Consider the following 19,386-nt stretch of genomic DNA (forward strand, 5'->3'; position numbering starts at 1 on the left):
TCGTCGCAGCGATCGTGAGTTTGGTGGTCGGCGGGGCACTGGTGGGCGGCGCATGGTTGCTATTCGGCAACGATGGTGCATCGTCCTCGCCGATTTCGGCCCCGGCCCGCCTTTCCGATTACGTGAAGCACGGTGACGCCTCCGTGTTCGCCGAGAACGCCAACGGCCGCGAGGTGGCCCAGCGCCGCGACGACTGGGACGCGAAGAGCGCCGAGCGCCTCGCCGCGGCCCACGACGGGGCGGGCGCGTTCGTGCAGACCTATACAGACAAGGACGTGCGGAACACGTTCATGCTGGAGGTCGTGCGGGCGCCGGCGCCGTTCCCGCCGTACGTGCCCTACTCCGACCCGAAGGACCTGGGCATGGAGCGCCCGCTGGAGGAGCTCCGCACCTTCGGCGACGTCGGCTGCCTGGTGCGCAACGACCCGGCCCAGAGCTACCTGACGAGCTGCCTGCGCACGAACGCGAACCTGACCGTCCAGATCAGCCACGTGAGCGGCGACCTCGCCCAGGACCCCGCCGAGGTGGCCGGCCTGGTCGACAAGGCGTGGCAGGAACTTGCCTAGCCCGGCGTCCCGTTCGGCCCAGCGGCGCGGGGGGTCAGAACGTCGTCAGGACCTTGTCCTCGGCGGCACGCACGACCTCGGTGAACTCGGCCTCGTCGAAGCCGCCGCTCGAGCCGCCGGTCAGCACCAGCACGTGCCGGCCGACCGCGACGACGGCGATGCCGATCGCGATCGTCACGCCGCCCGCCTCGATCGTGGTGAGCAGCGCGAACGAGCGGGCGTCGCTCGGCGCCGGGAGCCGGGCGAAGGTGACCGTGCCGGTGGCGCCGTCCTGGGTGAACGTCGTGGTCCGGCAGGCGTTCAGCAGCCCGTCGATGGCGCTCGCGTCCCACCTCTCGACCTCGCTCGAGTTCGCGACCACCTCGACGTAGTACGTGCCGGTACCCGAGTTGGCGGCCTGCGCGGCGCCGACCGGGTGGTCGCCGGTGACCTGCGGCTGGGTCCGGAGCAGCTCCGCGCACCCGGCCGGCTGGAGGTCGCCGGGCAGGTCCTGGCCACCGCTCTGCCGCTCCAGGTCCTCCTTGCCGAGCAGGGTCACCACGTACCCGCTCGGGTAGTCCTCGGCGGTCAGCAGGGCGGCCTGGAGCTCCTTGTCGACGGTGTAGGTCGGCCCCTCGTCCCGCAGCGCCACCACCGCCACGGTCACCGCGACGGCGGCCACCGCGATCCCGGTGAGCCACCAGCCGACCCGGGTGCGGCGGCGCGGCTCGGCAACGGGCAACCTCGACAGCTCGGTCATGTCCCCTCCTCCTGGCTTGTGTGCCAGTTGGAGCGGTGACCGTCGCGAGGTGTTCCGCGTGTTCGCAGTTCGTAAGGACTGTCCGTAACGACTGGTTCGTAACGACTGGTTCGTAATGGCTATGGGAGGGCGAAGTGGGCGACGGCCCGCTCGTCGAGGCTGCCCAGGTAGACCGTGCCGGCGTCCTCGCGCACGCCCGTGACCATGTGGAAGTCGGGGCTCGTGCCGTGGAAGTCGTGGACCGTCGCGCCGGTCGCGAAGTCGACGGCGCGGGCCCAGACCACCCGCTTCTCCCTGGGCTGCAGCGCGTCGGGCAGGGCCCAGACCGCCTTGCGCAGGGCCGGGTGCAGCCTGCTGGAGAGGTCCAGCGCCGGCACCCGCGGGCTGGCCAGCGCGATCCAGAGGTGGCCGTCGGAGCCGGTGGCGATGTTGTCCGGGAAACCGGGCAGCCCCGCCACGAGCACCTCGGCGGAGCCCTGGCGGGAACCGGTGAGGTGGACCTTGTCGAGCTGGTAGAACCCGGTCTGCGCGACCACCACGGCCGACTCGTCCGGAGCCAGCGCCACGCCGTTGGCGAAGTGCAGGCCGTCGAGCAGGGTCTCGACGGTGCCGGACGGGTCCCGGCGCAGCAGCCGGCCGGTGCCGCGGTGCTCGAGCAGGTCGGCCTTCCAGTACCGCAGGTCGAAGCGGCTGGTGGAGTCGGTGAAGTAGATCGTGCCGTCGGCGGCCACCGCGGCGTTGTTGCAGATCCGCAGGCCGGGGCCCTTCGCGAGGAGCACCTCGACCTCGCCGCTGACCCGCTCGACCAGCAGCAGCCCGCGCTCCGCGTCGCACACGAGCAGCCGCCCGTCGGGGTGGAGCTCGATGCCCAGCGGCCGCCCGCGGGTGTCGGCGATGGTGTCGAGGCGCCGGCCGTCCGGGGTGAGCCGCAGGATGCGCCCGTCCTCGACGCCGGTGAACACGTGGCCCTTGTCCACGAGGACGTCCTCGGTGCCGTACCCGTTGACCTGCACGACGGTGAGCGGCGGCAGCGTGCCCTTGGCGGGCTTGCCCACCACCCTGGGCGGCTGCCAGACGACCGGCTCGATCGGGGGACGGCGCATACCCCCTGCCTACCAGGCTTCGCCCACGACCGGCCAGAGACTCACCGGTAGCTCAGCAGCTCCCGGCGCTCGCCCTCGAAGTGCGCGTGCTCGTTGAACGACAGCAGGCTCACCCCGGACCGGCCGCGCACGAGCTTGGTGATGCTCGCGTTCGCCATCGTGCGGTTGAGCGCCAGGTAGCCGGCCGGCGGCGCGTCGAGCAGCCGCGCGCAGACCGCGCTGATCACCCCGGCCGAGGTGAACACCAGCGCGTTCCCGCCGCGGGGCAGGTCGTCGAACACGTCGTCGATCGCGGCCAGGGCACCGCCGCTGAACTCCGCCCACGTGCCCGAGTGCCCGACGGTCGAACCGGCCTGGATCCACCCCCGCAGCGCGTCGTCCAGCATCCCCTGGAACCGGCGGGCCGCGGCGACGAGGTCGGACGGGTCCGCCGCCTGCCCCTCGGGCACGAGCCCGAGGTGGTCGTACTCGTTCCACCGCGGGTCCTGGCGGACCGGCAGGTCGAGGCCGGCCGCCGGCAGGCACGCCGCCGCGGTGGCGAGCTGGCGGCGCAGCGTCCCGGCCCAGACCGCGTGGACCGGCACCTCGCGCCGGCGCAGCTCGTCGCCGAGGACCTTCGACTGGGTCTCGCCGGTGGGCGACAGCACGTCGTAGTCGGCCGTGCCGAACGAGGCCTGGCCGTGCCGCAGCAGGTAGATCGCGCCCATCAGCCGATCGCCTTGCGGCAGCGGCCGTCCAGGTACTCGACGAACCTGCCGAAGTGCTCGAACGCGGGGTTGTGCGTCTGTCCCTCGCGGAACCGGTAGTAGATCTGCTGCATGATCACCGCGAGCCGGAACAGGCCGAACACCTCGTAGAACGTCCAGTTCCGCGCGGACAGGCCGGACCGGTCGCAGTAGTAGTCGACGAGCTCGCGCCGGGTCGGCATGCCGGGCAGGTGCGTTGGCTGGCGGCGCAGCAGCTGCGCGACCTGGTCGTCGTCGGCCTGGATCCAGTACGCGAGGCTGCCGGCGAGGTCCATCAGCGGGTCGCCGAGCGTGGCCATCTCCCAGTCCAGCACGCCGACGACCTCGAGCGTGCCGGGCTCGTCCAGCACGACGTTGTCGAAGCGGAAGTCGTTGTGTATCACGCAGGTCCGCACGTCACCCGGCTGGTTGTCCGCGAGCCACGCCATGACGTCCTCGGACTCCGGCACGTCCGGCGTGCGGGCCTTGCGGTAGCGGTCGGTCCAGCCGCGCACCTGCCGCTCGACATAGCCCGCGCCCTTGCCGAGGTCGGCGAGCCCCGCCGCCTCGGCGTCCACCTGGTGCAGCTCGATGAGCCGGTCGAACACCCGCAACGCCAGCGAGCGCGCGCCGGTCTCGGACAGCGTCAGCCCGTCCGGCAGGTCGCCGCGCAGGATGATGCCGTCGAGGCGCTCCATGACGTAGAAGTCCGAGCCGAGCACCGCCGGGTCGGTGCACATCGCCAGGACGTCCGGCACGTACGGGTACACCGGCGCCAGCCTGCTCTGCACCAGGAACTCGCGCCGCATGTCGTGCGCGGACCTGGCCTTCTGCCCGGCGGGCGGCCTGCGCAGGATCAGCTCGCGGCCGGCGAAGCACAGCAGGTAGGTGAGGTTCGACGCGCCGCCGGGGTACTGCCGCACCTCCCGCAGCTCACCCAGACCGTCCACAGTGGAGTGCAGCCACGCGGTGACGGCGGCCGTGTCGAACGCGTCCTCCGCGCGCACCTCGCCGGGCTGGTCCCGCAGCGTGGTCACGACCCCTCCCGTTCCAGGCTCGACCGAAGTCGCGACCAGTAGGTCCGCACCTGCGCGTCGACCACCCCCGGCGCGAGCCGCTTCAGCCGCGCCGAGCGCCGCCCGTCGGGGTGGGTCAGCACCAGGAAACGCTTGCGGGCCACGGCATCGACGACCTGTGCGGCGATGTCCTCGGCGGTGACCTTCGACGAGCGCATGAGCTTGTCCATCAGTACCGCGAGCCCCGGGTCGGGGCTGCGCAGCCGGTCGCCGAGGTTGGTGCGGAAGTACGCCGGGCAGACCACGGTGGTGTGCACGCCGTAGGGCTCGAGCTCCAGGCGCAGCGTGTCGGACAGCGCGATCACCCCGGCCTTGGTGACGTTGTAGGAGCTCATCGCGGGCAGGTTCATGATCCCCGCGAGCGAGGCGACGTTCACGATGTGCCCGGCGTGCTGGTCCTTGAACAGCGGCACGAACGTCCGGCAGCCGCGCACCACGCCCTTGAGGTTGATCTCCCAGATCCAGTCCCAGTCCTCGATGCTGATCCGCTCGAACCGCCCGCCGGCGCCGACCCCGGCGTTGTTCACCAGCACGTCGAGGCCGCCCCAGTCCTCCTGGCAGCGGTCGAGCGCGGCCCGCCAGCCCTCGTCGGTGGTGACGTCGAGCCGGATCGAGGTCTGGCCCAGCTCCTTGGCGACCACCTCGGCGGCGCTCGCGTCCACATCGGACACCAGCACCCGGGCGCCCGCGCCCGAGTACCGCGTCGCGATCGCCTTGCCCAGCCCGGACCCCGCGCCGGTGACGAGCACCCTCACCTGGTCTCCTGGATGTAGGGGGCGAGCTCGACGCGCGCCACGAGGTTGAGGTGCACCTCGTCCGGGCCGTCCGCGAGGCGCAGCGAACGCGCCCCGGCGTAGGCGGCGGCCAGCGGGAAGTCCTCGGACAGGCCCGCGCCGCCGTGCAGCTGGATGGCCATGTCGATCACCTCGAGCGCCATCGTGGGCACCGCCACCTTGATCTGCGACACCTCGCTGCGCGCACCCGCCAGGCCCTTGGTGTCCAGCAGCCACGCGGTGTGCAGCACCAGCAGCCGCGCCTGGTTGATCGCGATCCGCGCCTTGGCGATCCGCTCCCGGTTGCCGCCGAGGTTGGCGAGCGGCTTGCCGAACGCGACCCGCGCGGTGGCCCGGGTGCAGGCCAGCTCCAGCGCCCGCTCGGCCAGCCCGATCAAGCGCATGCAGTGGTGGATGCGGCCCGGCCCGAGCCGGCCCTGGGCGATCTCGAACCCGCGGCCCGGCCCGGCGATCACCGACGACAGCGGCAGCCGCACGTCGGTGAAGCTCACCTCGCCGTGCCCGTACGGCTCGTCCTGGTGGCCGAACACCGACAGCAGCCGCTCGACCTTCACCCCGTCCGCGTCGATCGGCACGAGCACCATCGAGTGCCGCTGGTGGCGTGGCGCGTCCGGGTCGGTGAGCCCCATGAAGATCACGAACCCGCGGTTGGGGTGGCCCACCCCCGTGCTCCACCACTTCCGTCCGTTGAGGACGATCTCGTCGCCGTCGACGATCGCGGTGGCGGCCATGTTGGTGGCGTCGGAGGAGGCGACGTCCGGCTCGGTCATGCAGAACGCCGAGCGGATCTCCCCGCGCAGCAACGGCTCGAGCCACTGCTTCCGCTGCTCCTCGCTGCCGTACTGGACCAGCACCTCGGCGTTGCCGGTGTCCGGCGCGTTGCAGTTGAAGACCTCCGGCGCCAGTGCGGAGCGGCCCATCTGCTCGGCGAGTGGCGCGTACTCGGCGTTGGACAGGCCCGCGCCGCCGTACGCCTCGTCGGGTAGGAAGAGGTTCCACAGGCCCTGCTCGCGAGCCTTGGCCTTGAGCTCGTCGACCACGGGCAGGACGACCCACGGGTCCTTGCTAGCCCGCAGGGTGCGGTGGTAGTCGGCCTCGACGGGCTCGATCTCCGCACGGATGAAGTCGCTGACACGCCGCAGGTAGTCGGCCGCCTTGGCCGAATGCGAGAAGTCCACGACAGGTCACCATATGCGGAAAACGCCGCCTCCGGGTCGGTGGGACCACCCGGAAGCGGCGTTTCAGCGGTTAGCTAGCTCACGGTGTTCCTGTGCGCTTCGCTCACGCGCCCGTGTAGAGCAGCAGGTTCGGCGTGCCCGCACTCGGGTTGGTGATCTTGTCCGGCGTGGCGGCCGCGGTCAGGCCCGCCGCCACGTCCGCCGGGGTCGCCGTCGGGTTGGTCGACAGGAACAGCGCCGCGGCACCGGCCACGTGCGGCGTCGCCATCGAGGTGCCGCTGATCGTGTTGGTGGCACCGTCGTTCCAGGCCGAGGTGATGTCCACGCCCGGGGCGTAGATGTCGACGACCGAGCCGAAGTTGGAGAAGGAGGCCTGGCCGTCGGCGTTGTCCGACGCGGCGACGGTGATCGCCTCGGTGACGCGGGCCGGGGAGAAGCCGGACGCGTCGGCGGAGGAGTTGCCCGCCGCGATGGCGAAGGTCACGCCGGAGGCGATGGCACCGCGGGTGGCCTGGTCCAGCACGTCGTCCGCGCCGCCGCCGAGGCTCATGTTCGCCACGGACGGGCCGGTGTGGTTCTGCGCGACCCAGTCGATGCCGGCCACGACCTGGTCGGTGGTGCCGGAGCCGCTGTTGTCGAGCACCCGGACCGGGACGATGTTCGCGCCCTTGGCCACGCCGTACTCGGCGCCGGCGATGGTGCCGGCCACGTGCGTGCCGTGCCCGTAGCCGTCCTGCGGGTCGTTGTCGCCGTCGACGGCGTCGTAGCCGCCGGTGGCCCGGCCCTCGAAGGTCGGGTGGGACATCATGACGCCGGTGTCGATGACGTAGACGTTGACGCCGTCACCCTTGCTGGCATAGGTGTACGAGCTGTCCAGCGGCAGGTCGCGCTGGTCGATGCGGTCCAGGCCCCACGACGGCGGGTTGGCCTGCGTGTCCGTGACGTGGAACTTCTGGCTCTGCTGCACATAGGCGACGGAGCCGTCCGCCGCGAGCTGCTTGGCCTCGGTCTCCGTGGCGGAGATCGAGAAGCCGTGCAGGGCGGCCGTGTACTTGTGCCCGACCTTGGCGCCGTACTTCGTGGCGAGGGTGTCCGCCTGCGCCGACACCGCCGAACTCCTGACGGTCGCGGCGCTGTCCTTGAGCACCACGATGTAGTTGCCGGCCACCGCGTTCGCGGTGTCCGCCAAGCGGATCTGGCCTTCCTGCGCTTGTGCTGGCATCGCGACGACCGCGGTGACCGCGGCCACCGCCACCGCGAAACCCGCGCCGGCGAGCAGCCGGCCCCGACTCATGCGCGTCATGACAAATTGACCCTTTCTGTCCCCGACCAATGTGGACAGCGGCGACGCATTCGTGCCCCGTGAAATGTTCACAGCATGCCGTTGCCCAATGGTTATGCAACCCCGCGCGACATTCCTCGAGCAATGCTTGCCAGTTGCCATTACTAGGCCGAACGGCGCAATCTAGCTACCCTGGACGGCGCAACGTCGAATACGCGTTCAGGAGCTTGTCATCGGCAATTCACCATTCGCTACCGATGGGTAGTGCGCGTTACGGCAGGTGCGTTGACCTGGGCACATGCTCCTCAGAAACCACGCGCGGACACCCTTATGGCAATTTGCATACACAATGGCGCGTTCGCCCGAACTCTCGTCGTGAGGAATGCGAATTCAGCCTCTCACATTTCGAGATCGGAGCCTTTTTCGGCTTAATCCCCAACTATGGGGCCTTGCTTCGCCTGAATTCGTATGATAATGGGCGTCAGCCCAGCTCGGCGAGCTTGTCCTTGAGCAGCTTGCCGGTGGCGTTGCGCGGCAGGTCGTCGAGGAACACCACGTCGCGCGGCACCTTGTACCGGGCCAGGTTCGCCTTCACGTACGCGCGGACCTCGTCGGCGTCGAGCGTCGCGGCCGGCCGGGCCACCACGTACGCCTTGAGCCGCTGGCCGTACTGCTCGTCCGGCACCCCGGTCACCGCGGCCTCGGCCACGCCGTCGTGCTCGAGCAGCAGGTTCTCGATCTCGCCGGGGAACACGTTCTCCCCACCGGAGACGATCATGTCGTCGTCGCGGCCGTCGATGAACAGCCGGCCGTCCTCGTCGAAGTGGCCGACGTCGCCGCTGGAGAGCAGCCCGTCGATCACGTCCTTCTGCCGGCCGTCGGTGTAGCCCTCGAAGGACAGGATGCTGCCGACGAAGACCCGGCCCACCTCGTGCGGCGCGGTGACCCGCCGGCCCTCGGTGTCGTAGAGCGCGACCCGGCAGCCGACCGGTGCGCGGCCGACCGTGCCCGGCGCCTCCCGCCAGTCCTGCGGGGTGGCCACCGTGGCGACCGCGACCTCGGTCGAGCCGTAGAGGTTGTGCACGACCTCGCCGAACGCCTCGGTGGCCCGGTTGCCCAGCTCGGGCGGCAGCGAGGAGCCGGCGCAGAAGACGATCCGCAGCGAGGACGTGTCGTAGCGCGCGAGGACCTCCGGGCCGAGGTCGAGGACGCGGCGCAGCATGGTCGGCACGAGGACGAGCGCGGTGGCCCGGTTGTCCTGGACCGCGCGCAGCGTCTCCTCGGGGTCGAACTTGCGGCGCAGGACCACGGTCGAGCCGAGCGCGAACGACAGCAGGAACTGGGACAGGCCGGTGCCGTGGAACAGCGGCGCGGCGAGCATCGTGCACTCGCCGACCCGCAGCGGGATGCGGTCGAGGAACTGGGCGGCGGCGAGCGGGGACTTCACCGTGCGCGGCGCGCCCTTGGGGGTGCCCGTGGTGCCGCTGGTGAGCAGGATCAGCCCGCCGGGCTCGCGGGGGACGGCGACCGGGCGGTCGTCGGTGCTGGTGATCAGCTCGTCGAGGGTGGGGTGCGCCGGGGTGGTGCCCTCGGGGACCCAGGCGAGGAAGCGCGGCAGATCCCCGTCGAGGCTGTCGATGAGGTCGGTGAACTCCTCGTCGTACACGATCGCGGAGACGCGCTCCCGCTTGGCGACGTCCACGAGCTGGGGCTTGGCGAAGCCGGTGTTCATCAGCAGCAGCCGGGCGCCGAGCTTGCCGGCGGCGACCATCGTGTCGACCGCGCCGCGGTGGTCGCGGGCGAGCAGCGCGATGACCGAGTCGGCGGTGAGGCCCTTGTCGGCGAACGCCCTGGCCAGCGCGTTGGAGCGGGTGTCGAGCTGGTGGTAGGTGAGCGGGCCGAGCTCGTCGACGAGGCCGATGGCGCGGTCGTCCCGGCTGGCGGCGACCTGCGCTGCGCCGGCGATGGGGCCGAGCTGGCGCAGGATGAACAGCGCGCGCAGCGCACGGTCGGGGCGGGCCAGCGGCACGAGGCCGGACCGGCGGATCACGTCGAGACCGCGCACCATGGTCGGCACCTGCGCGGCGGTTTCCCACACCCGAGCCAACAAGTCAGACCTCCTCGTCGCTTGCCCCTACCCGAACCTACTTGCTGGTTAACTAACGGTCCACCGCGGGACTGTCGGTGGTCGGGCGCAGAATGCGGGACATGCAGGTCGTGGTGGTGCCGGAGGCCGGCGGGGCCGGCCGGGTGCGCGTGCTCCCGGACGGTGCGCGCTCGCGGGGCCCGGCATCAGCGGCGCCCGCCGCGGCCGAGAAGGTCCCCGACCTGGCCGCGTGGATGGCCGGCATCGAGGCCGTCCACGCCCCGCGCTGGGTGCTGCCCTCGGCCGACACGCTCTACCCCGACCTGCTCGCGACCGGCCTGCGGTTGTCCCGCTGCCACGACCTCTTCCACACCGAGGGCATCCTGCTCGGGTTCGCCGGCCTGCCGGGCCGCCCGCGCAACCTCGCCGCCGCGTGGGCCCGCATGCACGAGCTGCCCGAGCCGCAGGACCCGCCGCCGGTGTCGCGCACCGAGCAGCCGGCCCTGTTCGAGGCCGACCGCGAGCCGCTGCCGGCCGGCGCCGACCCGCTCGACGCCGCGGTCGCCGTCCACGCCGACCAGCAGCGGCGCATCGCCGCCGTCCCCCAGCCCGACCGGTTGCGGCTGCTCGTCGCGGCCGAGTCCGCCGGCGCGCTGGCCGCGGCCGAGATGCGGCACCACGGCCTGCCATGGCGCACGGACGTCCACCTCGCGCTGCTCACCGAGATGCTGGGCCCGCGGCCGTCGGCGGGCGCCCGCCCCACGGTGCTGGCGGCGCTCGCCGAGGACATCACGGCGGCGTTCGGCCTGTCCGGCGCGCCGGAGGCACGGCAGGTCAACCCGGACAACCCGGCCAGCGTGGTGCGTGCGTTCGCCCGGGCGGGCATCGACGTGCCGTCCAGCCGGGCCCACGTGCTGCGCGAGGTCGACCATCCCGCGGTCGAGCCGCTGCTGCGGTACAAGGAGCTCGCCCGGCTCTGGGTGGCCAACGGCTGGTCGTGGCTCGACAGCTGGGTGCACGGCGGCCGGTTCCGGCCGGAGTACGTGGTGGGCGGCGTGGTGTCCGGCCGCTGGGCCACCCGCGGCGGGGCCGGGCTGCAGCTGCCGCGCGTCCTGCGCACCGCGGTCCGCGCCGACCCGGGCTGGAAGCTGGTGGTGGCCGACGCGTCGCAGCTGGAGCCGCGGGTGCTCGGCGCGCTGTCCGGCGACCGCCGCTTCGCCGAGGTCTCGGCGGCCACCGACCTCTACACCACCATCGCCACCGACACGTTCGACGGCAACCGCGACCACGCGAAGCGGGCCATGCTGTCGGCGATGTACGGCGGCACGGCCGGAGGCGCCGGCCCGCTGCTGGCGCAGCTGCGGCAGCGGTTCCCCCAGGCCGTGGACTACGTCGAGCAGGCAGCGCGGGCGGGTGAGGAGGGCAAGATCGTGCGGTCCCGGCTGGGTCGCACCAGCCCGCCGCCCAGCGAGTCCTGGCGCGCGCTGATGGGGTCGGCCGACCCCGGCACGGAGAACCGCTCGCGCGAGGCGGCCCGCAACTGGGGCCGGTTCACCCGCAACTTCGTCGTGCAGGCAAGCGCCGCGGACTGGGCGCTCACCGTGCTCGCCACGCTGCGCCGCCGCATCGCGGGCACCGACGCCCAGCTGGTCTTCTTCCAGCACGACGAGGTCCTGGTCCACTGCCCCGCCGGCATCGCGGACACGGTGGCCGCCGAGGTCACCGCCTCGGCCGAGGAGGCCAGCGGGCTCGTCTTCGGCGACACCCCGGTCCGGTTCCCCCTGCAGGCGGCCGTGGTCGACTGCTACGCCGATGCCAAGTAGTCAGGCGCGGCGCAGCGTGTCGCCGGTCAGCTCGGCCGGCGTGCGGTTCCCGGACAGCCCCAGCGTCAGGTCCAGGTCGGCGAGCAGGCTGCGGATCGCGTGCCGCACACCGTCCTCCCCGCCCAGCGCCAGCCCGTAGACGAACGGCCGGCCCACCAGCACCGCGTGCGCCCCCAGGGCCAGCGCCTTGACGATGTCGGCGCCGGTCCGGATGCCGGAGTCGAACAGCACCGCCATCCGGTCCCCCACCGCGGCGGCGATCTCGGGCAGCACGTCCAGCGCGGCGACCGCCCCGTCGACCTGCCGGCCGCCGTGGTTGGACACGACGATGCCGTCCATCCCGGCGTCGCTCGCCCGGCGCGCGTCGTCGACGTGCTGGACGCCCTTCAGGACGATCGGCCCGTCCCAGTGCTCGCGGAGGAACGGCAGCTGGTCCCAGCGCTTGTCGGTGCCGGTGAACATGGGGATCCAGCGCAGGATCGCGGCCTGCGGGTCCTCCTCCGGCGACCGGTCCAGGCCCGCGCGGAACGCCGGGTCCGAGAACGGGATCGCGGTGCCGATACCGCGGATGAACGGCAGGTAGGCCTGGTCGAGGTCGGTGGTGCGCCAGGCCAGCGTCCACGTGTCCAGCGTCAGCACCAGCGTCGTGAACCCGGCGGCCTTCGCGCGCGAGAGGATGCTGATCGTCACGTCGTTGTCGTTGGGCCAGTACAGCTGGTACCACCGCGGACCGTCCCCATTGGACTCCGCGACCTCCTCGATCGGATGCGACGACGCCGTCGAGAGGACCATCGGCACGCCCAGGTCCGCGGCGGCGCGCGCGGTGGCCAGTTCGCCCTCGGGATGCACGATCGACTGCACACCCACCGGCGCGAGCAGCACCGGCGCCGGCATGCTCGTGCCCAGCACCGTGGTCGAGAGATCCCGCTTGGTCGCGTCGGTGAGCATCCGCGGCACGATCCGCCACCGGTCGAACGCCTCCCGGTTGGCCCGCACGGTCGCCCCCGACCCGGCCCCACCGGCGACGTACCCGAACGGTTCCGGCGCCATCACCCCGCGAGCCGCATCCTCGAGCGCGGCGCCGTTAGTGGTGAACATCGGCACCTGACCGCCGAGCCCGCCAAGGTAGATCTCGTTCTGGTAGCTGCCGAACATCGTCATGCCGGGAGTCTCTCGCGGAGGAACGCCGTGGTCAGCCCCGGGGTCCGTAGGGCGGACCGCCCTGCGGGCCGAACGACTGCGGCGGCCCGAACTGCTGCGGCGGGCCGTAGGGCGGCTGCCCGTGCGGGGCCGGGCCGGGGCCGTACTGCTGCGGCCCGGGCGGCGGGCCGTACTGCTGCGGCGGGGCGTAGGGCTGCGGGGCACCCATCGGCGGCGGGCCGAACGGCTGTGCCGGGTTGCCCTGCGGCGCCGGGGACTCCTCCGGCTCCTTGTGGGTGAACAGCGAGATGCCCAGCGCGACCGCGCCGGCGCAGCCGACCACGAGGCCGAACCAGGGCTGCCAGTCGTCCGCCCACGCCAGGAGGATGTAGTGCCGGTCGAGGTAGAACAAGACCAGCGACGCGAAGCCGTAGAAAGTCAGCAAACCACCGAAACCACGCACGTCAATCCCCTTGTCCCGGGCCGGATGGCGAGCACGCTAGCGACTGCCGGCCCAGATCCGCCAGAGACCGAACCAACTGTTCGCAACTGCGACCGCCGCGCACCCGAGCGCCCCCACGAGCACCGGCGCCGACGGGGATCCCAGCGCCAGCAACACGTTCCACACCAGCAGCAACAGGACGGACACCCCGAGCGACACCGCCGCCGCCGCGGCCAGCGGCTCCCGTGTGGACAGCTGACCCAACGGCACCCGCGCCGACGGCGGCAGGCCCAGCCAGCCGCGCCACGCCAGCGTGCCGACGAACACCACGACGCCCAGCCCGAACCACACCAGCAACCCGCTCGGCGCAGGCAGCCCCGCCACCAGCAGCACGAAGGCGCCGACCGCCTGCCACACCGACGCCCGGCGCACCGCGAGGAACAAGCAGACCCGCTCGATCCGGCCGAACCGCGGCACCGTCCGGTTCCGCACCGGCCGCCGCCGCCGCTCCGGGCGCTCGGGCGGGCGGCGGGCCAGCCGGCCGATCTTCGCGGTGATGTCGTCGTTGCCCGGGTCCAGCCGCAACGCGGCCCGGTAGGCGTGCTCGGCCGCGAGCCAGTCGTGCACGGCCACCTCGGCGTCGCCGAGCACCTCGTGGGCCCGCGCCTGGTCCGGCGCCAGCACGACCGCGGCACGCGCGGACCGCACCGCGTCCGCCGGCATGTCGTGGGCCAGTGCCTCGGCCAGCGTCACGTGGCACCGCCAGTCCGCCGCGTCCCGGCGCACCGCCTCGCGCGCGGACACCACCGCCTCGCCGTGCCGGCCCAGCTCGATCAGCGCGAGGCTCGCCAGCCGGTGCCCCCAGGACCGCTCGCCCAGCATCATCGCCCGCTTGGCCGCCGCCAGCGACTCGCCCGGCTCGCCCGCGTCCAGCTGCGCCGCGGCCAGCCGGCACCACGCCGCCGAGTGCTCGGGGAACAGCTCCAGCGCGGGCCGCAGCACGGCGATCGCCGACTCCGGCCGGCCCTCGGCGGTCAGCCGAGCGGCACGGACCAGCACCGTGTCGATCGAGCCGATCGGTTCCGCCATGCGCCCTCCCACCAGGGCCCCTACCCCGCGCGCCGCTGGGCCTTCCGGCGCAACGGCGGCGCCTGTCCGGAGTAACTGTTGTCCCACAACGCACCCGTGCCCGCGACGCGGGACCCGGTCTGCACGATCACGATGCGACGACGTTCGTCCACGGGTGACCAAACCTTTCGAGAAATCGGCGAAACTACGTCACGCCCACGACGTGCCGGCGTCATTCTGGTGAACGTCGCCAGCAGGCGAGGCAGCAGCTGCAACGGCCGGAGGACAGGAAAGTGGGCAACCACAAGGAATGGCAGATCGTGTGTCGCGACGTCGCCGGCCGGCGACGCGACCTCACGGTGTTCGTCCGGCAAGGACGCGTGGTCCTCGTGGCACCGCCGGGCGAGACCGCGGTACTGGCCCCGCTCGACGTCGGCCGCCTCCGGGCCGCACTGCGCGACGCCGTACTCGACGCGTCCAAGGAGGACTGACCCGGCGTTCGAGTGTTCGCCTCGCTCAGTCGCCGACACGCCGTCACACCCCCGGCCAGGAGTGCACCGGCTCGTTCGAGTGCATGTGCGTGGCGTAGCGCCGGGTCATCTCGCGGAGTGCCTGCTCGCGGTTGATCGTCGTGGTCTGCTCCAGCGCGTGCACCGTGTCCACCTGCCACGTCGACCCGTTGCGCCCGCTGATGCAACGCCGCTCGATCACGCCGAGCAGCCGGTCCCGGTCCTCCGGCCGCACGCCCCACGCGTCGAGCCCGTCGTGCGCCAGCGGCAGCAGCCTGCGCAGCACCAGCTCGGTCACCGGCACCTCGCCGATCCCCGGCCAGTACACCCGCGCGCCGATACCCTCGCGCGCCGCAGCGTGAAAGTTCTCCTCCGCCGCCGAGAACGACATCTGGCTCCACAGTGGACGGTCCTGGCCGGCCAGCGCGCGGACCAGGCCGAAGTAGAACGCCGCGTTCGCCATCACGTCCACCACGGTCGGGCCCGCGGGCAGCACCCGGTTCTCCACCCGCAGGTGCGGCCGGCCCTCGACGACGTCGTAGATCGGCCGGTTCCAGCGGTAGATCGTGCCGTTGTGCAGCCGCAGCTCGCTCAGCTGCGGGGTCTCGCCGCGGGCCAGCACCTCGGCCGGGTCCTCGTCGTCGAGCAGCGGCAGCAGGGCGGAGTAGTAGCGGACGTTCTCCTCGAACAAGTCGAAGATCGAGGTGATCCACCGGTCGCCGAACCACACCCGCGGGCGCACGCCCTGCGCCTTCAGCTCGTCCGGCCGGGTGTCCGTGGCCTGCTCGAACAGCGCGATCCGGCTCTCGGCCCACAGCTGCTTGCCGTACAGGTACGGGGAGTTGGCCCCGAGCGCCACCTGCACGGCCGCGATCACCTGGCTCGCGTTCCAGAACTGGGCGAAGGTCTCCGGCGCCACCTGTAGGTGGTACTGCACGCTCGTGCACGCGCTCTCCGGCGCGATCGTGTCGGCCTGGGTGACCAGCCGCTCCTCGCCGGCGATGTTGATCTCGAGGTCCTCGCCGCGGGCCGCGAAGATCTGCTCGTCGAGGAGCTTGTAGCGGTGGTTCGCCGACAGGGTCTCGGCGTTCATGTGCTCGTCGTGCAGGGTGGGCAGGATGCCGATCATCACGATGTGCGAGTCGACCGAGTTGGCCTTGCCCTCGGCCGCGTTGAGGCTCGCCCGCATGCCTTCCTCGAACTTGCTGAGCCCGTCCGGGCCGAGCTCGTAGGGCGGCAGGTTGATCTCGATGTTGAACCGGCCCAGCTCGGTCTGGAACGCCGGGTCGGCGATCGCGTCGAGCACGTCGGAGTTGCGCATGGCCGGGTCGCCGGCCTCGTCGACCAGGTTCAGCTCGACCTCCAGGCCCGACATCGGGCGGTCGGTGTCGAACCGGGACTCGGCCAGCATCTGTGCGAACACGTCGAGGCACTGGCGGACCTTCTGGCGGAACCGCTGCCGGTCCGCACGGGTGAACTCGGTCCGCTCGACATCCTTGCCCATCGGCCCGCCTCCGGTCAGGAACTGCCCGCGCTCGGTGCCGGTACCCGAAAGCTCCGAGATCCAAACAGGGTACCGGGCTAAGCTGCCTCGGGTGACGGACAATCTGGTGTGGATCGACTGCGAGATGACGGGCCTCGACCTGGGCAAGGACGCCCTCATCGAGATCGCCGTGCTCGTCACCGACTCCGAGCTGAACATCCTCGACGACGGCGTCGACGTGGTGATCCACGCCGAGGACGCGGTCCTCGACACGATGCCCGACGTGGTGCGCGACATGCACGCGAGCTCCGGGCTCACCGAGTTGGTACGTGCCTCGACCGTCACGCTCGCCGAGGCGGAGAAGCAGGTGCTGGACTACGTGCGCCGGCACATCCCCGACGCCCGCACCGCGCCCCTGTGCGGCAACTCCATCGCCACGGACCGCGGCTTCATCGCGCGCGACATGCCGGCGCTGGACGCGCACCTGCACTACCGGATGGTCGACGTGTCGTCGATCAAGGAGCTGTGCCGGCGGTGGTACCCGCGGATCTACTACGCGCAGCCCGACAAGGGCCTGGCGCACAGGGCCCTGGCGGACATCCGCGAGTCGATCCGCGAGCTGATCTACTACCGCGGAACGGCGTTCGTGCCACCCCCCGGCCCGTCGAGCGAGCAGGCGAAGGCGGTCGCCGACGCGGTCCTGGGGGCCGACCAGCCCCTGGAACCGTAACCGAGTACCAACCCCCGCACGGGGCACGTTACGATATGTCCGCCGCGTTGGCTGGCGGCACATGGTGGGTGTAGCTCAGCTGGTAGAGCACCTGGTTGTGGTCCAGGATGTCGCGGGTTCAAGTCCCGTCACTCACCCTTCGGTGAGGTGTGTTCGGTGGCCCGATTGGGCCACCTTCCCTCCGCCGGGTTCGTCTTCATCTCTGGGGCCGAGCCCCAGACCCCACGGTGCGAACTCCTCCCGACCCAGCCGGGTCGGTTGAGAACTGACCAGCACGGAAACTCCCCGCGGCGCACCCACGGTGCGAGCTGCTCCCGACCCGACCCGACCCGACCCGACCCGGTCGGGTCGGGTCGGGTCGGTTGAGGAATCGACTGGCGCGGAAACTCCCGGCGGCGGGCTCGTTACCGGTGGCCGCCCTTGGCCCACTCGGCCCAGGGGATCTGCCAGTCGCCCAGTCCGTCCCAGGACTCTAGCCGGGGTCCGCCACTGTTCTGGACCACGATGACGTCGCCCTTGTTGGAGATGCTCTGCAGCCAGGCGGCGTTCGCCGTCGACATGTTGATGCAGCCGTGGCTGACGTTGCGCCGGCCCTGGTCGCCGACCGACCACGGGGCCGAGTGGTAGAAGATCCCGCTGTTCGACATGCGGCTCGCGACGTCCACGTGCGTGCGGTAGCCGAGCGGCGAGTCGGCCGGGACGCCGTAGGTGCTCGAATCCATCGTGTAGTTGGTGTGCTCGCTCATCACCACGTAGGTCCCGAACGGCGTCTCGTGCCCGGGCTTGCCCATCGCGATCGGGATGTTGCGGGCCACCTTGCCGTTGACCTTGACGGTCATCTGGTGGGTCGCGCCGTCGGCGACCGCCACGACCGCGTCGCCGACCGTGACGTTGGCCACCCGGTCGTCGTTGCCGAACACGCCGTCGCCGAAGTTCTTGCCGTAGATCGCCGCGCGGACCGACACCTTGGCGCCCGCCGGCCAGAACGCCTTCGGCCGCCAGTGGACCTCGCTGTCGCTGAACCAGTAGAACGCGCCCTCGACCGCCGGGGTGGACGAGATCTGGATGGCGCGCTGCGCGGCGGCCTTGTCGGTGATGTCGACGTCGAAGTAGAACGCCAGCGGCTGGCCGACGCCCACCTTCTGGCCGTCGAGCGGGTTCATCGACAGGTCGGCCTTGAGCCGCGGCTGCACGGTGGAGAACGTGGAGGTGAGCGTGGCGGGCTTGCCGTCGGTGCCCCGGCCGGTGGCGGTGGCCGTGTAGGTCTTGCCGTAGCCGAGCGGCTCGGCGACCTGCCAGGTGGTGGCGTCCGGGGACAGCCGGCCCCTGACCGGCTCGCCGGCCTCGTTCGTGAGCGTGACCTGGGTGAGCTCGCCGCCGACGGCCGCCACGGTGACCGGGTCGCCGGGCGCCACGTCGACCGCCTTGTTACCCGGGGTGATCGACAGCGTCACCGGCGTCGGCGGCGGGGCGGGCTTGGTGGACGTGCGGTCGTCCTGCTTGCCCGGCCCACGCCGTTCCGCGGCGGGGCTGCTGGTGCAGGCGGTGGCCATGACCACAACGACCCCGAGCACCCCCGCGACGACCAGCCGCCGTCGACGCGACCCCCCAGCCCATGCCGCCATCACAACCCCGTTCGATCCGCTCTGACACACCCGTGCTGATCGCTAACAGTGTGCCGGATGCGCGCGACGGTCTGAACACGGATGGTCAAGTCGTTAGGGGAATCCGGTTTCAACCCGCCCCAAGCCCCGTGCTAACGTTTGGCCGCGCGTTGGAGAGACATCCCTCCGCACGCGCCGCTAGCTCAACTGGCAGAGCAGCTGGCTCTTAACCAGCGGGTTCGGGGTTCGAGTCCCTGGCGGCGTACACCAGAGCCGCAGGTCAGCACTATTGCTGACCTGCGGTTCTGTGGTTTCCGAGCCGGGTTCCAGATCGTCTCGACTGTCCATCTCGGGCTGTCGAGGTGCTGAGCTGGTCGCGACGGGCGGACGACTGCTCGGTGATGGACAAACACGACCGTTCGGTGGCCGCGTATTCCGAGGCGCTGGGGCTCTGGCGCGGTGAGCCGTGGGCTGAACTGGCCGAGTCGCCGGCGGTGACGGCCGCTCGTGCGTGGTTGCACGAGCTGCACGCCGTCGCCGTTGAGGAGCTGCAAGCCGCCAGGCTGGCCGCTGGGAACTCGCCAGAGGCGGTGGCGAGCCTGACTGGCGCGGTGACCGAAGCGCCGTATCGGGAGCGCCGATGGGAGCTGCTGGCGCTCGGGCTCTACCGCAGCGGGCGGGCGCTCGCTGAGCTCCGCAGGATCCGCACCTTGTTGGCCGCCGACCTCGGCGTGCAGCCACGGTCGTCGACCGTGACCGGGACCAGCCGGGCCGCCACGCCGGATTCGCCGTGCAACCGCACGGGCCCGTTCGCCAGTCGTGATCACGTGGCTGGGAAAGGATTGGACGGGGTGATGCTCGGGCTTGTAGCTTGCAGCCGACCGTGACACCGCCCGAGGAGGTGAGACCCATGAACGCTGTATCGATGTGGGTGCTCCCCCTTCCCGTCACGGTCGGGCGATTGACGTAGGTGTCGCCGGGAGCGCCTCGACAACAAGGCACTCCCGAAAGGCAACACCTATGGACTCTCCGCAGTTC

19 protein-coding genes and 2 tRNA genes are annotated in these 19,386 nt (G+C 71.6%); 7 read left to right on the forward strand and 14 right to left on the reverse strand.

The annotated features are described in order from the left end of the window. Positions 1-143 precede the first annotated feature (143 nt). Positions 144-566: a hypothetical protein gene (locus VGD70_RS17340; protein ID WP_331082507.1), complete on the forward strand. Its 423-nt coding sequence runs from the start codon at positions 144-146 to the stop codon at positions 564-566. A gap of 34 nt (positions 567-600) precedes the next feature. Here VGD70_RS17340 and VGD70_RS17345 read toward each other — a convergent pair whose 3' ends face one another. The 8 genes from VGD70_RS17345 to VGD70_RS17380 all read right to left on the reverse strand — a co-directional run bounded on the left by VGD70_RS17345 (position 601) and on the right by VGD70_RS17380 (position 9,531). Continuing rightward, positions 601-1,305, reverse strand: a complete 705-nt coding sequence (locus VGD70_RS17345) for a hypothetical protein (RefSeq protein WP_331082508.1) — start codon at positions 1,303-1,305, stop codon at positions 601-603. A 119-nt stretch (positions 1,306-1,424) separates the two neighbouring features. Then, positions 1,425-2,408, reverse strand: a complete 984-nt coding sequence (locus tag VGD70_RS17350; RefSeq protein WP_331082509.1) for an SMP-30/gluconolactonase/LRE family protein — start codon at positions 2,406-2,408, stop codon at positions 1,425-1,427. A 41-nt stretch (positions 2,409-2,449) separates the two neighbouring features. Further along, complete coding sequence (locus VGD70_RS17355; RefSeq protein ID WP_331082510.1) at positions 2,450-3,115, reverse strand: histidine phosphatase family protein; 666 nt, start codon at positions 3,113-3,115, stop codon at positions 2,450-2,452. Beyond that, the gene (locus tag VGD70_RS17360) at positions 3,115-4,170 is read right to left on the reverse strand and encodes a phosphotransferase family protein (RefSeq protein WP_331082511.1); all 1,056 of its coding nucleotides are present in this window, start codon (positions 4,168-4,170) and stop codon (positions 3,115-3,117) included. Before VGD70_RS17360 ends, VGD70_RS17355 begins: the two co-directional genes overlap by 1 nt. Beyond that, positions 4,167-4,964 carry an SDR family oxidoreductase gene (locus VGD70_RS17365; protein ID WP_331082512.1) on the reverse strand — a complete coding sequence of 266 codons (798 nt, stop codon included), beginning with the start codon at positions 4,962-4,964 and terminating at the stop codon, positions 4,167-4,169. Before VGD70_RS17365 ends, VGD70_RS17360 begins: the two co-directional genes overlap by 4 nt. Continuing rightward, positions 4,961-6,181 (reverse strand): acyl-CoA dehydrogenase family protein, encoded by a 1,221-nt coding sequence (locus VGD70_RS17370; protein ID WP_331082513.1) that lies wholly within the window; start codon positions 6,179-6,181, stop codon positions 4,961-4,963. Before VGD70_RS17370 ends, VGD70_RS17365 begins: the two co-directional genes overlap by 4 nt. 103 nt (positions 6,182-6,284) lie before the next feature. Beyond that, positions 6,285-7,484: a S8 family peptidase gene (locus VGD70_RS17375; protein WP_414637985.1), complete on the reverse strand. Its 1,200-nt coding sequence runs from the start codon at positions 7,482-7,484 to the stop codon at positions 6,285-6,287. A 460-nt stretch (positions 7,485-7,944) separates the two neighbouring features. Continuing rightward, on the reverse strand, positions 7,945-9,531 hold the full coding sequence (locus tag VGD70_RS17380; RefSeq protein ID WP_331082525.1) for an acyl-CoA synthetase: 1,587 nt from the start codon (positions 9,529-9,531) through the stop codon (positions 7,945-7,947). Positions 9,532-9,671: 140 nt separating this feature from the next. Between VGD70_RS17380 and VGD70_RS17385 the strand changes: the two genes are divergently transcribed. Then, positions 9,672-11,372 (forward strand): bifunctional 3'-5' exonuclease/DNA polymerase, encoded by a 1,701-nt coding sequence (locus VGD70_RS17385; RefSeq protein WP_331082514.1) that lies wholly within the window; start codon positions 9,672-9,674, stop codon positions 11,370-11,372. On the opposite strand, the gene VGD70_RS17390 is transcribed toward VGD70_RS17385, so the two are convergent. From VGD70_RS17390 to VGD70_RS17405, 4 genes are read right to left on the reverse strand one after another with little or no spacing between them, the layout of a single operon-like run. Beyond that, positions 11,373-12,533 (reverse strand): lactate 2-monooxygenase, encoded by a 1,161-nt coding sequence (locus tag VGD70_RS17390; protein WP_331082515.1) that lies wholly within the window; start codon positions 12,531-12,533, stop codon positions 11,373-11,375. It lies immediately after the preceding gene. A gap of 31 nt (positions 12,534-12,564) precedes the next feature. Next, positions 12,565-12,957, reverse strand: a complete 393-nt coding sequence (locus VGD70_RS17395) for a hypothetical protein (protein WP_331082516.1) — start codon at positions 12,955-12,957, stop codon at positions 12,565-12,567. A gap of 54 nt (positions 12,958-13,011) precedes the next feature. Next, on the reverse strand, positions 13,012-14,043 hold the full coding sequence (locus VGD70_RS17400; RefSeq protein ID WP_331082517.1) for a tetratricopeptide repeat protein: 1,032 nt from the start codon (positions 14,041-14,043) through the stop codon (positions 13,012-13,014). A 20-nt stretch (positions 14,044-14,063) separates the two neighbouring features. Then, positions 14,064-14,195 carry a hypothetical protein gene (locus VGD70_RS17405; RefSeq protein WP_331082518.1) on the reverse strand — a complete coding sequence of 44 codons (132 nt, stop codon included), beginning with the start codon at positions 14,193-14,195 and terminating at the stop codon, positions 14,064-14,066. Between the two features lie 120 nt (positions 14,196-14,315). Between VGD70_RS17405 and VGD70_RS17410 the strand changes: the two genes are divergently transcribed. Continuing rightward, entirely contained in the window at positions 14,316-14,513 is a 198-nt protein-coding gene (locus VGD70_RS17410; RefSeq protein ID WP_331082519.1) for a hypothetical protein, read from the forward strand. A 43-nt stretch (positions 14,514-14,556) separates the two neighbouring features. Here VGD70_RS17410 and VGD70_RS17415 read toward each other — a convergent pair whose 3' ends face one another. Further along, positions 14,557-16,035, reverse strand: a complete 1,479-nt coding sequence (locus VGD70_RS17415) for a glutamate-cysteine ligase family protein (protein ID WP_331082520.1) — start codon at positions 16,033-16,035, stop codon at positions 14,557-14,559. 91 nt (positions 16,036-16,126) lie between these two features. Here VGD70_RS17415 and orn point away from each other — a divergent pair, with 91 nt between their 5' ends. Together orn and VGD70_RS17425 are read left to right on the forward strand one after the other, a co-directional pair. After that, positions 16,127-16,744 carry an oligoribonuclease gene (gene orn / locus VGD70_RS17420; RefSeq protein ID WP_331082521.1) on the forward strand — a complete coding sequence of 206 codons (618 nt, stop codon included), beginning with the start codon at positions 16,127-16,129 and terminating at the stop codon, positions 16,742-16,744. Between the two features lie 64 nt (positions 16,745-16,808). Then, positions 16,809-16,881 (forward strand) — tRNA-His (locus VGD70_RS17425). A gap of 267 nt (positions 16,882-17,148) precedes the next feature. Here the strand turns inward: VGD70_RS17425 and VGD70_RS17430 are convergent. Then, the gene (locus tag VGD70_RS17430; RefSeq protein WP_331082522.1) at positions 17,149-18,318 is read right to left on the reverse strand and encodes a L,D-transpeptidase; all 1,170 of its coding nucleotides are present in this window, start codon (positions 18,316-18,318) and stop codon (positions 17,149-17,151) included. Positions 18,319-18,540: 222 nt separating this feature from the next. Here VGD70_RS17430 and VGD70_RS17435 point away from each other — a divergent pair. Next, positions 18,541-18,613: transfer RNA gene (locus VGD70_RS17435), tRNA-Lys, on the forward strand. 97 nt (positions 18,614-18,710) lie between these two features. Then, positions 18,711-19,235: an AfsR/SARP family transcriptional regulator gene (locus tag VGD70_RS17440; protein WP_331082523.1), complete on the forward strand. Its 525-nt coding sequence runs from the start codon at positions 18,711-18,713 to the stop codon at positions 19,233-19,235. Positions 19,236-19,386: the final 151 nt, after the last annotated feature.

This window comes from Actinophytocola sp. (genome assembly GCF_036402745.1).
Taxonomy (GTDB): domain Bacteria; phylum Actinomycetota; class Actinomycetes; order Mycobacteriales; family Pseudonocardiaceae; genus Actinophytocola.

Excerpts from the sequence above, each read along its gene's own strand:
- VGD70_RS17345 (WP_331082508.1), bottom strand. The coding sequence starts at position 1,305 with ATGACCGAGCTGTCGAGGTTGCCCGTTGCCGAGCCGCGCCGCCGCACC.
- VGD70_RS17350 (WP_331082509.1), bottom strand. The coding sequence starts at position 2,408 with ATGCGCCGTCCCCCGATCGAGCCGGTCGTCTGGCAGCCGCCCAGGGTG.
- VGD70_RS17355 (WP_331082510.1), bottom strand. The coding sequence starts at position 3,115 with ATGGGCGCGATCTACCTGCTGCGGCACGGCCAGGCCTCGTTCGGCACG.
- VGD70_RS17375 (WP_414637985.1), bottom strand. The coding sequence starts at position 7,484 with ATGACGCGCATGAGTCGGGGCCGGCTGCTCGCCGGCGCGGGTTTCGCG.
- VGD70_RS17380 (WP_331082525.1), bottom strand. The coding sequence starts at position 9,531 with ATGGTGCGCGGTCTCGACGTGATCCGCCGGTCCGGCCTCGTGCCGCTG.
- VGD70_RS17385 (WP_331082514.1), top strand. The coding sequence starts at position 9,672 with ATGCAGGTCGTGGTGGTGCCGGAGGCCGGCGGGGCCGGCCGGGTGCGC.
- VGD70_RS17390 (WP_331082515.1), bottom strand. The coding sequence starts at position 12,533 with ATGACGATGTTCGGCAGCTACCAGAACGAGATCTACCTTGGCGGGCTC.
- VGD70_RS17400 (WP_331082517.1), bottom strand. The coding sequence starts at position 14,043 with ATGGCGGAACCGATCGGCTCGATCGACACGGTGCTGGTCCGTGCCGCT.
- VGD70_RS17415 (WP_331082520.1), bottom strand. The coding sequence starts at position 16,035 with ATGGGCAAGGATGTCGAGCGGACCGAGTTCACCCGTGCGGACCGGCAG.